This is a genomic window from Streptomyces sp. NPDC048718, assembly GCF_043198875.1.
GTDB lineage: Bacteria > Actinomycetota > Actinomycetes > Streptomycetales > Streptomycetaceae > Streptomyces.
This window is the reverse complement of record NZ_JBICVG010000007.1, coordinates 356540-371335: the sequence shown is the minus strand read 5'-3', so window position 1 is coordinate 371335 and position 14796 is coordinate 356540. Positions and strand designations below refer to the sequence as shown.

The following is a 14796-nucleotide window of genomic DNA, read 5'->3' as shown; positions in this document are numbered from 1 at the left end:
CCTCATTCGCCCGTGATCGAGCCGAAGTCGGTGCCGGTACCCAGGAACAGGCCCGCTCCGAGCAGGATCATCGTGGCCGGGACCATGAGTGTGGTGATGACCATGGTGGCCTTGGGGACGGCCTTCGCCGCCTTGCGCCGCGCGTTCTGCGCGTCGGTGCGGCGCATGTCGTTGGCGATCTGGATGAGGGTGTCGACGATGGGCGCGCCCAGCTCCTCGCCCTGCTGGAGGGTGGTGACGAACTGGGCGACCTGTTCGGAGTCGTTGCGGCGGCGCAGGGCGTCGAAGGCCTCGCGGCGGCTGACACCCATGTCCATCTGCCGCAGGGTGATGGCCAGTTCGTCGGCCCACGGCCCTTCGTACTTCTCGGCGACGCGTTCGAGGGCCTGCCGGAAACCGAGTCCGGCGGAGACGACGACGGCGAGGACGTCGAGGAAGTCGGGCAGGGTCCGTTCGATCTGGTCCTTGCGGATGCGGACGGCGGACCAGATGCCGACCTCGGTCCAGAAGGCGCCGAAGGCGAAGAGGAGGAGCGCGACGAGGTACGAGCCGCGCACCGCCATCAGGAGTCCGCCGATCACGCCGAGGGCTCCGTAGACGGCGCGCCGGGCACCGTAACGGTCCAGGGTGAGGCCGCCGGGGTTGCCGGCGAGGTCGATGCGGCGGCGTACCGAGTCGACCCGCTTGGGACCCATCAGCCGCAGGACGGCGGGCGACCAGCGCATGCCGAGGCGGTCGACGGCCGAGTAGACGGCGCCGGTACGAGTGGCGCCGACTTCCAGGGCGAGTTGGAGGTCGGCGGGCAGTTTGGCGTCGGCGCGGTAGAGGCGGATGCCGTAGGCGGCGCCGGCGACGGACAGGCCCGCGAGGAGGGCCAGCAGGAGATCCATGGCGGTCACGCCCTCACACGTCGATCTTGGCGACACGGCGGATGACGACGAACCCGACGGCGTACAGCGCGAAGGCGGCGATCACCGCGATCTGGCCGATGCCGGAGCCGGTCATCCGGTCGAGTGCGCCGGGCTGCATGTTGTCGATGAGCAGCAGGGAGCCGATGCCGATGACCGGGACGGAGTACGCCGTCATGCTCACCTGCGACAGCTGGGTGCGGACCTCGCGCCGGGTCTCCTTGCGTTCCTCCAGCGTCTCGGTGAGGTTGCGCAGCGAGGAGACGACGGTGCCGCCGGCCCGGTTGGCGAGGACCAGCGTCGTGACGAGGACGACGAGTTCGCGGGACGGGAGCCGGTCGGCGAGTTCACCGAGGGCGTCGTCGATGGAGGTGCCGACGGCGAGCTGCTGGGCGACCTTCTCCAGTTCGTCGCCGGCCGGGGCCTCCATCTCGTCGGCGGCGAGCGAGAGGGCCATCCGCAGGGCGAGGCCGGCCTGCGTGGCGTTGGCGAGGATGCGGGAGAGTTCGGGAAGCTGGTTGATGAACTTCTCGATGCGCTTCTGCCGTTGCCAGTTGAGGTATCCCAGGGCGATCCACACACCGAGGAAGCCACACAGCGGGCCGAAGAACGGGGAGAGCAGCGCCTGTCCGGTGGCCCACAGGACGGCGACCGCGACGGCCATGTACACCACGAACTCGCCCGGCGTCACCTCCAACCCCGTGGCGGAGATACGCCGTTCGAGCGCGCGTCCGAGCGTGGTCCGCCGGACCCGGCGGTCGACGCCGCGAAACGGCCGGCCGCGCCGGCCCGTACCCCCGTCGTGCTCTCCGGCGGACCGGGAGAGGCGGGCGATCAGCGCGTCCCGCCGCGCCGCGCCGCTCGCGTACAACTGGACGCCGACGACGGCGAGAACGCAGGCGCCCAGCGCCACGCCCGCGGTCAGCAGAGTCGGGTTCACCGTCCTTGCCCTTTCTTCCCGTTCTCGTACGTGCGGTTCTCGCCGGCCCGACCGGCCGTGCCCGTCTCGCCGGCCCCTCCGGCCACTCCGGCCACTCGGCCGTCTGCCCTCATGGCGCTACTTCGCTTCCCGCACGGCCAGTTGGGCGTCGTCCGCCGCCACGCCGAACGCCTGGGGCAGCGGCTGGCCCGCCATGTAGAGCCGTTCCGCGACGCGGCGCGGCAGCGGATGATGAACGAACTCGCCGTACACCCGCCCGTCCGCAGCCAGTGGCTGGGCGTGGAAACGGCTGACGGTGGCGAGGAGATAGCGTTCGCGCCCACTGGAGGCGAGGATCGCGATCTCCGTGACCCGGCGGGTGCCGTCGGGGTGGCGGGTGAGCTGGACGAGGACGTCGACGGCGCTGTTGATCTGGTCGCGCAGCGCCTCGAAGGGCACCTTCACCTCCGCCATCGACGCGAGGGTCTGCAACCGCATCAGCGCGTCCTCGGCGGAGTTGGCGTGCACGGTGGCCAGCGAGCCGTCGTGGCCGGTGGACATGGCCTGGAGCATGTCCAGGGTCTCACCGCCGCGCACCTCGCCGACGACGATGCGATCGGGCCGCATCCGCAGGGAGTTGCGGACGAGATCGCGGATGGTGACCGCGCCGCGCCCCTCGATGTTCGGTGGCCGGGACTCCAGCCGGATGACATGGGGCTGCTGGAGCTGAAGCTCTGCGGAGTCCTCGATGGTGATGATCCGCTCGCCCTCGGGGATGAGCCCGGACAGGGCGTTGAGGAGCGTGGTCTTCCCGGTGCCGGTGGCACCGGAGACGATGACGTTGAACTTGGCCTGGACGAGCCCCGCCAGCAGGAACAGCATCTGCTCGTCCATCGACCCGAGGCCGATCATCTCGTGCAGGGTGTACGAGCGCGGGAAGCGGCGGATGGTGAGCGTGGGGCCGGTGAGCGAGAGCGGCGGGATGATGACGTTGACGCGCTCGCCGGACGGCAGCCGGGCGTCGACCATCGGGTTGGACTCGTCGACCCGCCGGTTGACGGTGGACACGATCCGTTCGATGGTCTGCATCAGCTGTTCCTGGGACGCGAACCGCAGCGGCAGCAGCTCCACCCGGCCCGCCCGCTCGATGTAGATCTGGTCGGGGCCGTTGACCATGATCTCGGTGATGGAGGCGTCTTCGAGGAGCGGTTCGAGGACGCCGAGCCCGAGGGCCTCGTCGACGACCCGGCGGATCAGCCGGCCGCGTTCGGCCGTGGAGAGCACCGGGCCCTCGCGGCTGATGATGTGGCCGAGGACGCGTTCGAGGCGGGCCCGGCGCTCGGCGGCGTGGAGCGCCGACATCTCCGTGAGGTCGATCTCCTCCAGGAGCTTGGCCCGGAAGGACGCGACGAGGTGGCCGTCCTCCCGCCCGCCGCCGTTCGCCCGGTCGTCCTCGGGGGTGTTGATACGGGCCCGCAGGCTCATGGCTGATTCTCCTCGGGCACGGGCATGGTGGCGGTCCTGCGTACGTCGTCGAAGTCCCAGAAGGGGATGAGGGAGGGAACATGGACGGTCACGGTCGCGGTCCCGCCCGACTCGACGACCTCGCTGTGCCCCGCGATCCAGTCGCTCATGGCCGCCTTCCCGGCCACCGGCGGGTCCGGGAGCACGTGGTGGGGGTCGTCCGCGCTCGCGGCGCGCGCGGCCGCCCGCGCGCCCGTGCCCGCCTGCTGGGCGGCGTACGCGATGATGCCGAGCTGGATACCGGCCAGGCCGACGAGCAGCAGGATCGGCAGAAAGCCCAGGTACTCGACGGCGACCTGGCCCCGGTCACGCCCCCCGCACCGGCCCCGGCCTCCCGCGCCCCGGCCCCGTTCCCCTCCTTCGTGTAAGAACCTCATTCCGGCTTTCCCTCCCATACGGCGGCGGCCTCGCCGACGATGTCCCAGGGGATCGAGCCGGCGCCCGGGAAGAGAACGGGCACCTTCAGGGTGACCCGGGCGCGGTACATCCCCCCGCTCGGCCCCGAGCAGTCCGGCACCGCCTTCGCCTTCCACGCGCCGTCCAGGTGCCGCAGCGCCGCCGCCGGGCAGTCACCGTCGACCGCCCCGGCGCGGGCGGCCTCGTCGGCCGCGTTCCCGGCGAGCGTGTACGTGTAGCCGATCAGGACGCACTGCCACAGCAGCACCAGCGTGAGCAGGATCAGCGGCAGCATGCCGACGAACTCGACGGCCACCTGCCCGGCGTCGCCCCGCGCACCCCGCACCCCGCACAAACCGCCCGGCGCACGCCCCCCGTACGGCACACACCGCCCCCGTACGCGGCTCCCGACCGGCCCCGGCCCCGGCATCGCTAGCGCCCTGCCCCGCGCCGCCGCAGCGCGCCGAGCGCGCCCCGGTCGCCGCCGCGCGCCGGCTCCTTGCCGGGCTGCGCCGCCGCGGCGGCGACCAGGCCGAGTTCGCCCGCGAGCCGCCACAGCGCCTGCTTGACGGTCGACCGCGCGTCGAGGTCGTGCAGCCGCCCCGCGTCGACCACGGCGGCCAGTTCCTTGAAGTGGGCGGGGACGGCGACGCCCGCGATCCGGGTGCCGGTGATGCGCTGGATCAGGGCGGGCTGGATCTCGGTGGCGCGCTGATGCCGGTTGACGAGGACCGTGGTCTCCTCCGGCTTGCGGATCTGGAGCCGGTCCCACATCCGTACGACGCGCTTGGCGGCCCGTACGGCGACCACGTCCGGGGTGGTGACGAGCAGCGCGGTGTCGGCCGTCTCGATCGTGGCGGCGCCGGCCGCGTCCAAGTGAGAGCCGCAGTCGACGACGACGACCTCGTGCCGGCCGCGCAGGGCGTGCACGATCTGGCGAGCGGCGCGTTCGGTGACCTCCTCGCCGCGCTCGCCCTCGCCGGGGGCGAGGAGCAGGCTGAGGCCGGTCTCGTGGACGTACACGGCGTCCTGGAGGACCCGGGGCGAGATGTCGTTGATGGCGGCGAGGTCGACGGCGGAGCGGCGGAACTGGACGTCGAGGTACGAGGCGATGTCGCCGCCCTGGAGGTCGAGGTCGACCAGGGCCACGGTACGTCCGGAGGCGCGGGCGGCGAGGGCGAGCTGGACGGCGGTCAGCGTGGTGCCGACGCCGCCCTTGGCGCCGCTGACGGTGACGAGGGTGCCGCCGGGCCCGGACGGTCCGGCCTCGCCCGCGCCGCCGAGGTGGCGGCGCACGCCGGCGGCCCACTGGGCGGCGGCCTGGACGCGGCTGGCCAGTTCCTCGTAGCCGAGCGGGAGGGTGACCAGTCCCCGGGCGCCGGAGTCCATGGCGGCGGAGAACAGGACGGGGCTGGCGTCGGCGGTGATGAGGACGACGCCGACGGCGGGGAAACGCAGGGCGACCTCGCGCACGAGTTCGAGCGCGGGGACGGGGCCGATGCGTTCGTGGACGAGGACGACGTCGGGCAGTTCGTCGAGGGAGACGGCGGCCAGCGCGGCGAGGGTGTCGAGCAGCTGGGTGGAGTCGGCGACGGGCCCGGCGGGTTCGGCGTCGGGCAGCTGTCCGACGAGGGTGAGGACCGCGCGGGCCGCGTCCGGGTCGCCGACCGCGGGCAGGATCCTGGTGGTCATGGGCGCGCCTCACTTGTCCTTGTCGAGCGTGTAGGTGCGGTCGCGCGGATCGGGCGTGGCGGCGGAGCCGGGCGCGACCAGGGCGAGGCGGACGTGCTGGGCGAAGGACTCGGCGTAGGCGACGCGCTGGGTGTCGGCCGTGGAGAGGGCGAAGGTGATGGGGACGGCCTCGGTGGCACGGGCGCCGCGGTCGTCGCGGTTCTCGATGGGCGTGATCCTGCCGACGGCGATGACCCGGGCGCCGGCGACGATGAGCTTGGACTGGGGCGTCTGGGTGGCGCCCTGGCCGCCGCGTTCGCCGGAGAAGGTGGCGTAGATGTTGACGGCGGAGCCGGGGGTGATCTTGCCGGCCACTCCGGTCGCCGCGTCGATCATGATGGCGATCTCCTGCTGGCCGGGGGCGAGCGCGGGCCGGTCGACGATCATGTCGCTCTGCAGCAGCGAGCCCGCCTTGAGGGTGGTGACCGCGATTTTGCCCTGGGTGCGGCGCAGATCGGTGACGGCGGTCGCCGGGAGCCAGCGCTCGGGCATCGTTATCTTCTCGAACTTGTCGGGGCCGAGCGGAGTGTAGGGCTCGATGTCGCCCTTGACCCGGTACGCGGTCGTCTCGGGTCCGACCTTGGAGTTGACGTCGCTGATCACCGTGAGGACGCCGGCGAAGGCGCCGAGCGCGCACAGGACGGAGAGCAGCAGCAGGATGACGCCGCGGCGCTGGCGGGAGTTCATGGCCGGTACTACCTCGATCGGGAACGGGTGACGCGACGGACGGGGAGTGACGGGCGGGTCGGAGAGGCGGGCGGTCGAAGCAACGGACGGGGGTGGGGCCGGGGGCTCTGGCGCGGGGTTCAGCGAGGGGCGGGCCCTAGGGCCGTACGGGCGGCCTGGGCGGTGAGCACCGGTGGGGCGGTCTCGCCCCGGGTCAGCGGTGCGGCGCAGAAGCCGCAGCGGTCGCCGAGGAGTTCCATCCGGCACCAGTGGCACGTCTCGCGCCGTACGGACGTGACGAGTTGGTGCAGGACGGGCAGGTCGGGGAGGTACGCGGTGAACTCGACCAGGCGTCCGGTGCCCCACCAGCGCGCGGAGGACTCCGGCAGCGCGGTCTCCTGCACGGCGCGGGCCCGCCAGCGCGGGGCGAGGGTGGCGGTGGGCCAGTCGGTCTGGAGCTGGCCGCGGGCGAGGACGAGGTCGGTGGCGAACTCGGGTCCGGCGAGCTGCTCGCCGTCCGCCCCGCGTCCGCCGCGCGCGCCGCCACCGCGCCCGCCACCACCACCGCCGGGGAGGCGGACGAGCTGGGGCGTGGGCCCGGCGAGGACGGCGAAGTGGGCGCCGGGCAGCCAGCCCTTGAGGTGGGAGCCGAGTCCGACGGGTACGCGGTCGAGCTTGGCGACCGACCCGAGGACGGCGCCCGCGTAGACGTAGTGGGTGAGCAGCCGGGCGGCGGAGGCGAGGACGCCGGGGCTGAAGTCGCAGGCGGACAGCTGCCGGAGCTGGCGGACCAGGACGGCGGCGCCGAGCGGTGGCAGCGCGGTGCGGACGATCGCGATCCGGTCGGATTCGAGCAGGGCCCGTACGGCGTGGAGGCGCTGGACGGCGGCGGGCGGCGCGCTGTCGGGGCAGACGACGATCAGATGCCCGTGGTGGTCGAGCAACTGGCGTACGTCGGTGAGCGCGGTGTCGAGCGGCCGGGCGTCGGGACCCGGCAGCACGGCGGCCGGCGGTGTCTGCGGGTCGGTCGGCGGCAGCACCAGGTCGGCGCTGGTGACCGCGATCGCTGTCGGCACGTCGGGCTCCCCGATCCCTCGATCCCTCAATCCCACTTCGACCACTCGATTACCCAGCGGCCTCGGCGGCCCCGGTGCCCCGGTGGCCTCCGCGGTCACGGCAACCCCGACAACCCCGGCAAGCCCCGTGACCTCGGCGACCTCGGCGGCCCCCTTGATCACTACCCGCGATTGCGGCGTTACCGCCTCCGCACTTTATCCAGGCCCCTGGAGTACTGAACACACAATCGTCCAAGCTCAGGCAATTTCGTGGGTGTTGACGCCCCTCCGCGCTCCCGCCGCGTCTCCCCCGCGCTCCCCCGGCCCGAACGCCCTTCTCTGCCAGAGGTCTTGACAACCCAATTGGTCTGGACCAACTTGTTCCGCGCACCTCCCCTCCCCCCCATCCCCCATCGGAGGCAGCACGTGGAGCGCACCACCAGGGCCGCGCTGGCCCTCGCCGTCAGCGCCGGACTCGCCCTCGCGGGCACATTCGCCCAGGCCACCGCCGCCCAGGCCGCCGGCGACATCAACGTCGCCCGGAACGCGGGCTTCGAGAACGGACTCGCCGGCTGGTCCTGTTCCGGCGGCACCGGCGCCGTCGTCTCGTCACCCGTCCGCACCGGAACCGGCGCCCTGCGCGCCACCCCCGCCGGCGCCGACAACGCCGAGTGCGTCCAGACCGTGACCGTGAAGCCCGGCTCGACGTACACGCTGAGCGCGTGGGTGCAGGGCGGTTACGCCTACCTCGGCGCCCGCGGCACGGGCACCACCGACGTGTCCACCTGGACACCGGACAGCGGCGCCTGGAAGCAGCTGACCACCACCTTCACCACCGGCGCGTCCACCACGTCGGTGCAGATCTACACGCACGGGTGGTACGGCACGGCCGCCTACTCCGTCGACGACGTGAGCGTCCTCGGTCCCGACGGCGGCGGCGGTACGGACCCGGGCCCGTCGGTCCCGGGCGCTCCGGCCGGGCTCGCCGCGGGCGGCGTCACCGCGTCCTCGGTCTCCCTCTCCTGGGGCGCGGTCTCCGGAGCGACCGGCTACAAGGTCTACCGCGACGGCGCCCTCGCGACCACGGTGAGCGGCACCTCGGCCACCGTCACCGGGCTCGCCGCGAACACCACGTACCAGTTCCAGGTGACGGCCTCCAACGCGGCGGGCGAGTCCCCCAAGTCGGCGGCGGTCGCGGCGAAGACGTCCGAGGCGGGCACCCCCGGCCCCGGCCCGGCCGTGCCCAAGCACGCCGTGACCGGCTACTGGCAGAACTTCAACAACGGCGCCACCGTGCAGAAGCTGCGCGACGTGCCGTCCGCGTACGACATCATCGCGGTGTCGTTCGCCGAGTCGACGACCACGCCGGGGCGGATCGGCTTCACCCTCGACCCGGCCGTCGGGTACGCGTCGGCCGCCGACTTCAAGGCCGACATCGCGGCCAAGAAGGCGGCCGGCAAGTCCGTGATCCTGTCGGTGGGCGGCGAGTTGGGCAACGTCACCATCAACAGCGACGCGACCGCCACCGCGTTCGCCGACAGCGCGTACGGCCTGATGCAGGAGTACGGCTTCAACGGCGTCGACATCGACCTGGAGCACGGCGTCAACTCCACCTATCTGGCGAAGGCGTTGCGCCAGCTGTCGGCCAAGGCGGGCTCCGGTCTGGTCCTGACGATGGCGCCGCAGACCCTCGACATGCAGTCGGCCGGCACCGAGTACTTCAAGACCGCGCTCGCCGTGAAGGACATCCTCACGGTGGTCAACACCCAGTACTACAACAGCGGTTCGATGCTCGGCTGCGACGGCAAGGTGTACAGCCAGGGCTCGGTGGACTTCCTCACCGCGCTCGCCTGCGTCCAGCTCGAAGGCGGCCTGGACGCCTCCCAGGTCGGCCTCGGCGTGCCCGCCTCGACGCGCGGCGCGGGCAGCGGCTACGTGGACCCGCAGGTCGTGAAGAACGCCCTCGACTGCCTGGCCAAGGGCACGAGTTGCGGCTCCTTCAAGCCCTCGAAGACCTACCCGGGCATCCGAGGCGCGATGACCTGGTCGACGAACTGGGACGCGACGGCCGGCAACGCCTGGTCGAACGCGGTCGGCCCGCACGTCCACGGCCTGCCGTAACCCTGGCTCGCCGGCGGAGTCCCCGGGCCTGCCGGAATCCCCGGGCCGCGGTCGGCCGTGGCCCGGGGCCCCAGGGTCCCGGGGCCCCAGGGTCCCGGGGCCCCGCCCCTTCGCTCCTCCGGGGGATCCCCACACTCCCCCGGAGGTTCCCCCTCGAAGCGCCGCCGCTCCCCCGGCGGCGCTTCGGGCGTTTCGGGGGCGGGGTCCGAAGTCGTGTGCGGGGGCCGGAACCGGACTCAGCCCAGGACGGCGAGCGCGTCGATCTCGATGAGCAGCCCCTTGGGCAGGCCGACGTAGACCGTGGTGCGGGCCGCGGCGGGGGCGGTGAGGCCCTGCTCCTCGAAGTACGCGTTGTAGATCTCGTTCATCTCGGCGAAGTGGTCGACGTCGGTGAGGTAGACGCGCATCATCATCACGTCGTCCCAAGTAGCGCCGCCCTCCTCCAGGATCGCCTTGACGTTGGCGAAGGTCTGGAGGGTCTGCTCGCGCAGCGTCGGGCCGGCCGTCACCGGCGGCTGCCCGGGCACGGCGGGCAGGAAGCCGACCTGACCGGCGACCTGGAGGATGTTCCCCTTCTTGACGCCGTGCGAGAACCGGGCCGGCGGGGTCGTGTGGGTGGCGGGGGTGAGGGCGATCTTCTCGGTCATGCGCTGTCCTTAGGGGTTTCCGGGGTGCCCGGGATTCCGGGGTCCGGGCTTTCAGGGGTGCTCGTGGTCTTCGCGGTCTTCGTGGTGTCGCACCGCGACGACGAGTCGGCGGCTGACGTACCGGTCACGTCCGCCGTCGTGCCCGCGTACTCGGCGCTGATCTCCTCGGCCGTCCTCCGCACCAGCGGGAGCAGGGCGAGGAGTTCGTCCGCCGTGACGACCACGTTGGGCGCCGAGACCGACATCGCGGCGACGACCCGGCCGTCCGCGCCGCGAACGGGTGCGGCGACGCAGTTGATGGACTCCTCGTGGCCGCCGAGGTCGGTGGCCCACCCCTGTTCCCGTACGGTCGCCAGCTCCGCGAGGAAGGCGGCGGCGTCCGGGGTCGAACGGTGCGTGTAGCGGGGGTAGTCGAGCCGGGCGGCGAGGGCGCGCCGTTCGGGCTCCGGCAGGTCGGCGAGGAGCAGTTTGGCGACGGCGGCGACGGTGATCGCTACCGGCTTGCCGATCCGGGAGTACATCCGGACCGGGTAGCGGCTCTCCACCTTGTCGATGTAGAGCACCTCGCCCTCCTCGCGGACGGCGAGATGGACGGTGTGGCCGGTCCGCTCGCCGAGCGCGGCGAGGTGGGGGTGGGCGATCTCGCGGACGTCGAGGTTCTCGACGGCTTCCTGCGCGAGGGCGAAGAGGCCGGCGCCGAGGCGGTAGCGCTGATCCCGCTGGCGGTAGACGAGGCCGTGCTCGTGCAGGGTGCGCAGCAGGCGCAGGGCGGTCGACTTGTGGACGCCGAGCCGGCCGGCGACCTGCCCGAGGTCGGCGGGTCCCCGCGCGAGCAGCGGCAGGATGCTGAGCGCGCGGTCGACGGTCTGGCTCATGACGTACGTACCTCCTGGTCGTTCCCGATCCCGGTCCCGGTCCCGGTCCCGATCCCGATCCCGGTCCCGGTCCCGTTTCCGTTTCCGTTTCCGCGCCCAGCCGGCCGGGCCGCCTCGCCGGTTTCCCCTCCGTGGGCCGCGGGAAGCGAGAAGCGGGATCCGCGCGGGCGCGTTGACCCGGCGCAGGGCCGGATGTTAGACAACCTTGAGCAGCATACGCAACAGGCGTTGCACACCATGCAACACGCAACGCCCGACGAGGAGGAGACCTTCGTGCCGGAGCAGCCGGAACAGCCGAATCCGCCGACACCGACGCCGACGCCGACGGACCCGTCGATGCCGCCGCGACCGCCGAAGCTGCCGAAGCTGCCCGACCTGGCCGGTGAGCGTGTCGACCACCGCTTCAAGGCCCTGCCGCCCGACGCCGAGGGCCTGACCGTCGGCGAACTGGCCGCCCAGCGCCGCAATCTCTTCACCGGCGGCTTCACCACCCCCGTCCTCGCCCTCTCCGCCGAGTCCGTCGCGCACAATCTGCGCCTCCTGGAGACGTACACCGAGCGGCACGGCCTCGCCTTCGCGCCGCACGGCAAGACCTCCATGGCACCCCGGCTCTTCGACCTCCAGATCGCCCACGGCGCCTGGGGCATCACCGCCGCCGTCCCCCACCAGGCCCGGGTCTACCGCGCCCACGGCATCGCCCGGATCTTCCTCGCCAACGAGGTGGTCGACCCGGTCGCGCTGCGCTGGATCGCCGCCGAACTCGACGCCGACCCCGATTTCCAGCTGGTCTGTTACGTCGACTCGGTGCGCGGGGTCGAGCTGATGGACCAGGCGCTGACGAAGGCGGGCGCGCGCCGCGCCGTGGACGTCGTCGTCGAGCTGGGCGCGGGCGACGGGGCCCGTACCGGCGCCCGTACCGAGGACGACTGCGCCGCCGTCGCCGACGCGGTCGCCGCCACCCGCACCCTGCGTCTCGTCGGCGTCGCCGGCTACGAGGCCGAGGTGCCCGAGGCCGCCCCGGAGCGGGTGCGGGCCTGGCTGCGCCGGCTCACCGCGCTCGCGGCCGCCTTCGACAAGGCGGGCCGTTTCGACGCGTCCGTCGAGGAGATCGTCGTCAGCGCGGGCGGCAGCTCCTGGTTCGACGCGGTCGCCGATGTGTTCGCGGACCTCCCCGCGCTCTCCCGGCCCGTCCTGAAGCTGCTGCGCTCCGGCGCGTACGTCTCCCACGACGACGGCCAGTACCGCGAGAAGACCCCCTTCAACCGGATCCCGGAGGAGGGCGCGCTCCAGCCGGCGTTCCGGCTCTGGTCGCAGGTCGTCTCGCGCCCCACCGGCGCGCAGGCGTTCACCAACGCGGGCAAGCGCGACGCCGCCCACGACCTCCACCTCCCCGAGGCGCAGGTCGTCCGTGACGCCCGTACCGGCGCGATCCGGCCCGCCGACGGCATCACCGTCACCGGTCTGTCCGACCAGCACGCCTGGGTCGGCACGGACGAGGGCGCGGATCTGGAGGTCGGCGACTGGCTCGGCATGGGCCTGTCCCACCCGTGCACGTCGTTCGACAAGTGGCAGCTGATCCCGCTGGTCGAGGCGGACGGCACGGTCGTCGACTACATCCGCACCTTCTTCTAGCTTCCAGGAGCCGTACACCGTGTGGGATCTCGTCTTCCAGGACGCCGAGGTCGTCGACGGCACCGGCGCGCCCTCCTGTCGCGCCGATGTCGCCGTCGCGGGCGGCCGGATCGCCGCGATCGTCAAGGAGGGCGCGGCGGCCGGCCGCCGGCGCCCCACCGCCCGCCGGGTGATCGACGCCGAGGGGCTGGCCCTCGCCCCCGGTTTCATCGACATGCACGCCCACAGCGACCTGGCGCTGCTGCGCGACCCGGACCACAGCGCGAAGGCCGCGCAGGGCGTGACCCTCGAAGTCCTGGGCCAGGACGGGCTGTCGTACGCACCGGCCGACGACCGCACCCTCGGCGAGATACGGCGGGCGATCGCGGGCTGGAACGGCGGCGGCCCCGGGGAGAGCGACGTCGACTTCGACTGGCGTACGGTCGGCGAGTACCTGCACCGGCTGGACACCGCCCACGGCGACCGGGGCATCGCCGTCAACGCGGCGTATCTGATCCCCCAGGGCACGGTGCGGATGTACGCCATGGGCTGGGCGGACCGGCCCGCGACCGCCGCCGAGCTGGACCGGATGCGCGCGCTCGTCGCCGAGGGCCTGGAACAGGGCGCCGTCGGCATGTCGTCCGGCCTCACCTACGCCCCGGGGATGTACGCGCCGGACTCCGAACTCACCGCGCTCTGCCGGGTGGTGGCCGAATACGGCGGCTACTACTGCCCGCACCACCGCTCCTACGGCGCGGGCGCGCTCGCCGCGTACGAGGAGATGGTGCGGCTGACCCGTGACGCGGGCTGCGCGCTGCATCTCGCGCACGCCACCATGAACTTCGGCGTCAACGAGGGCCGCGCCGGGGAGCTGCTGGCGCTGCTCGACGAGGCACTCGCGGCGGGCGCGGACATCAGCCTCGACACCTATCCGTACACCCCCGGCTGTACGACCCTGGCGGCCGTCCTGCCGAGCTGGGCGCACGAGGGCGGACCGGAGGCGCTGCTCGCGCGGCTGCGGGACGACGCGACCGCCGAACGCATCCGCCACCATCTGGAGGTGACCGGTTCCGACGGCTGTCACGGGGTGCCGATGGAGTGGCACACGATCGAGATCTCCGGGGTGACCGACCCGGCCCTCGCGGACGCGGTGGGCCGGCGTCTCGACGGCTGGCCGGCCGCGCGGCGGCTGCTGCTCGCGGACCGGCTCGGCCCGACGATCCTCCAGCACGTCGGCCATGAGGACAACGTCCGCGCGATCATGCGGCACCCGGCGCACACGGGCGGCTCGGACGGCATCCTCCAGGGCGCCAAGCCGCATCCGCGCGCGTACGGCACGTTCCCGGAGTACCTGGGGCGGTACGTCCGCGACGAGGGCGTGCTGACGCTGGAGGAGTGCGTGGCCCATCTGACGTCGCGCCCGGCCGCCCGGCTGCGGCTGCCCGACCGGGGGCGGATCCGCGAGGGGTACGTCGCCGACCTGGTCCTCTTCGACCCGGCGACGGTCGCCTCCGGCGCCACGTACGACGCCCCGCGCACCCTGCCGACCGGCATTCCGTACGTGCTGGTGGCGGGCGAGTTCGTGATCGAGGACGGACGCCGGACCCAGACCCTCGCGGGCCGCGCGATCCGCCGCACGCCGATCGCGTAGCGGCGCGCGCTCGCCCGTACGGGTCAGAGCTTGCCCGGCGAGCGACGGGCGGACGGTAGCGTCAGCCCCGGCGGACCCCGGTGCCCCTCCGGCCGGGACGAGACGAGGGACGGACGATGGCCTCAGTCCCCTCCTATGACAGCGACGACCCGGAACAGGCCCTGAAATACGCCATCCGGCACGTCCGGGGCGACCGCGTCCAGATCGTCGAAGGATTCATCGAGCCTTCGACACCGACCCGGGCTCACGAAGCCGCCGCCGAGACCATCCGCGACCAAGTACGCCCCCGGGCCCGCGAGCTCGGTTGCATCACCGGCTCCGGAAACCTGGACCTGCCGGGCTCGGCGAACTGGTTCGTCCCCGACATCGCCGTGGTGCCGGCGGCCCAGGCCAAGGGGGCCGCCGCCCTGCTCCCCGAGGACACCCTCCTCGTCGTCGAGGTCACCTCGGATGCGAACGCGGACACCGACCGCATCGTGAAGCGCGAGCGGTACGCCGAATACCGTGCCCCGCTCTACCTCGTCGTGGACCGGCAGGAGAAGAGCGTGACCGTGTACTCCGAGCCCGGCGGGCTCGGCTACACGCGCGTGGACGGCCCGCACCCCTTCGGCACCCGGGTCCGGCTGCCCGAGCCGTTCGACCTGGACCTCGACACCGGCGACCTGACCTGGCCTGACCTGGCCTGACCTGCG

Annotated in this window: 14 protein-coding genes; 4 read left to right on the top strand and 10 right to left on the bottom strand. The window is 72.9% G+C overall.

Annotation, left to right across the window (positions count from 1 at the left end; genetic code table 11):
• Positions 1-2: 2 nt before the first annotated feature.
• The 8 genes from ACGFRB_RS16380 to ACGFRB_RS16345 form a co-directional block, all read right to left on the bottom strand.
• Complete coding sequence (locus ACGFRB_RS16380; RefSeq protein WP_393243673.1) at positions 3-890, bottom strand: DUF5936 domain-containing protein; 888 nt, start codon at positions 888-890, stop codon at positions 3-5.
• A 13-nt stretch (positions 891-903) separates the two neighbouring features.
• Complete coding sequence (locus ACGFRB_RS16375; RefSeq protein WP_393243558.1) at positions 904-1848, bottom strand: type II secretion system F family protein; 945 nt, start codon at positions 1846-1848, stop codon at positions 904-906.
• A 117-nt stretch (positions 1849-1965) separates the two neighbouring features.
• Positions 1966-3312, bottom strand: coding sequence for a CpaF family protein (locus ACGFRB_RS16370; protein ID WP_363011452.1), 1347 nt, complete (start codon positions 3310-3312; stop codon positions 1966-1968).
• Positions 3309-3728, bottom strand: a complete 420-nt coding sequence (locus ACGFRB_RS16365; RefSeq protein ID WP_393243556.1) for a TadE/TadG family type IV pilus assembly protein — start codon at positions 3726-3728, stop codon at positions 3309-3311. The genes ACGFRB_RS16370 and ACGFRB_RS16365 overlap by 4 nt, the downstream gene beginning before the upstream one ends.
• Positions 3725-4063, bottom strand: a complete 339-nt coding sequence (locus ACGFRB_RS16360; protein WP_393243554.1) for a TadE/TadG family type IV pilus assembly protein — start codon at positions 4061-4063, stop codon at positions 3725-3727. Before ACGFRB_RS16360 ends, ACGFRB_RS16365 begins: the two co-directional genes overlap by 4 nt.
• Positions 4064-4179: 116 nt before the next feature.
• Positions 4180-5439 carry a CpaE family protein gene (locus ACGFRB_RS16355; RefSeq protein ID WP_393243552.1) on the bottom strand — a complete coding sequence of 420 codons (1260 nt, stop codon included), beginning with the start codon at positions 5437-5439 and terminating at the stop codon, positions 4180-4182.
• Positions 5440-5448: 9 nt separating this feature from the next.
• Complete coding sequence (gene cpaB / locus ACGFRB_RS16350) at positions 5449-6165, bottom strand: Flp pilus assembly protein CpaB (protein WP_363011460.1); 717 nt, start codon at positions 6163-6165, stop codon at positions 5449-5451.
• Between the two features lie 119 nt (positions 6166-6284).
• Positions 6285-7220: a hypothetical protein gene (locus tag ACGFRB_RS16345; RefSeq protein ID WP_393243550.1), complete on the bottom strand. Its 936-nt coding sequence runs from the start codon at positions 7218-7220 to the stop codon at positions 6285-6287.
• 405 nt (positions 7221-7625) lie between these two features.
• Between ACGFRB_RS16345 and ACGFRB_RS16340 the strand changes: the two genes are divergently transcribed.
• Positions 7626-9320: a chitinase gene (locus ACGFRB_RS16340; RefSeq protein ID WP_393243548.1), complete on the top strand. Its 1695-nt coding sequence runs from the start codon at positions 7626-7628 to the stop codon at positions 9318-9320.
• 236 nt (positions 9321-9556) lie between these two features.
• Here the strand turns inward: ACGFRB_RS16340 and ACGFRB_RS16335 are convergent, their stop codons facing one another.
• Together ACGFRB_RS16335 and ACGFRB_RS16330 are read right to left on the bottom strand one after the other, a co-directional pair.
• Positions 9557-9967, bottom strand: a complete 411-nt coding sequence (locus ACGFRB_RS16335) for a RidA family protein (protein WP_361226317.1) — start codon at positions 9965-9967, stop codon at positions 9557-9559.
• On the bottom strand, positions 9964-10842 hold the full coding sequence (locus ACGFRB_RS16330) for an IclR family transcriptional regulator (protein WP_393243546.1): 879 nt from the start codon (positions 10840-10842) through the stop codon (positions 9964-9966). Before ACGFRB_RS16330 ends, ACGFRB_RS16335 begins: the two co-directional genes overlap by 4 nt.
• Before the next feature lie 336 nt (positions 10843-11178).
• Here ACGFRB_RS16330 and ACGFRB_RS16325 point away from each other — a divergent pair, with 336 nt between their 5' ends.
• From ACGFRB_RS16325 to ACGFRB_RS16315, 3 genes are all read left to right on the top strand, one after another.
• Positions 11179-12474, top strand: a complete 1296-nt coding sequence (locus ACGFRB_RS16325; RefSeq protein ID WP_393243671.1) for an alanine racemase — start codon at positions 11179-11181, stop codon at positions 12472-12474.
• 19 nt (positions 12475-12493) lie between these two features.
• Entirely contained in the window at positions 12494-14104 is a 1611-nt protein-coding gene (locus ACGFRB_RS16320; RefSeq protein ID WP_393243544.1) for an amidohydrolase family protein, read from the top strand.
• Between the two features lie 116 nt (positions 14105-14220).
• Positions 14221-14790: a Uma2 family endonuclease gene (locus ACGFRB_RS16315; RefSeq protein WP_393243542.1), complete on the top strand. Its 570-nt coding sequence runs from the start codon at positions 14221-14223 to the stop codon at positions 14788-14790.
• Positions 14791-14796: the final 6 nt, after the last annotated feature.

Coding starts and splice junctions, on each gene's coding strand:
- ACGFRB_RS16380 (WP_393243673.1), bottom strand. CDS start 890: ATGGATCTCCTGCTGGCCCTCCTCGCGGGCCTGTCCGTCGCCGGCGCC.
- ACGFRB_RS16370 (WP_363011452.1), bottom strand. CDS start 3,312: ATGAGCCTGCGGGCCCGTATCAACACCCCCGAGGACGACCGGGCGAAC.
- ACGFRB_RS16365 (WP_393243556.1), bottom strand. CDS start 3,728: ATGAGGTTCTTACACGAAGGAGGGGAACGGGGCCGGGGCGCGGGAGGC.
- ACGFRB_RS16355 (WP_393243552.1), bottom strand. CDS start 5,439: ATGACCACCAGGATCCTGCCCGCGGTCGGCGACCCGGACGCGGCCCGC.
- cpaB (WP_363011460.1), bottom strand. CDS start 6,165: ATGAACTCCCGCCAGCGCCGCGGCGTCATCCTGCTGCTGCTCTCCGTC.
- ACGFRB_RS16335 (WP_361226317.1), bottom strand. CDS start 9,967: ATGACCGAGAAGATCGCCCTCACCCCCGCCACCCACACGACCCCGCCG.
- ACGFRB_RS16330 (WP_393243546.1), bottom strand. CDS start 10,842: ATGAGCCAGACCGTCGACCGCGCGCTCAGCATCCTGCCGCTGCTCGCG.
- ACGFRB_RS16325 (WP_393243671.1), top strand. CDS start 11,179: ATGCCGCCGCGACCGCCGAAGCTGCCGAAGCTGCCCGACCTGGCCGGT.
- ACGFRB_RS16315 (WP_393243542.1), top strand. CDS start 14,221: ATGGCCTCAGTCCCCTCCTATGACAGCGACGACCCGGAACAGGCCCTG.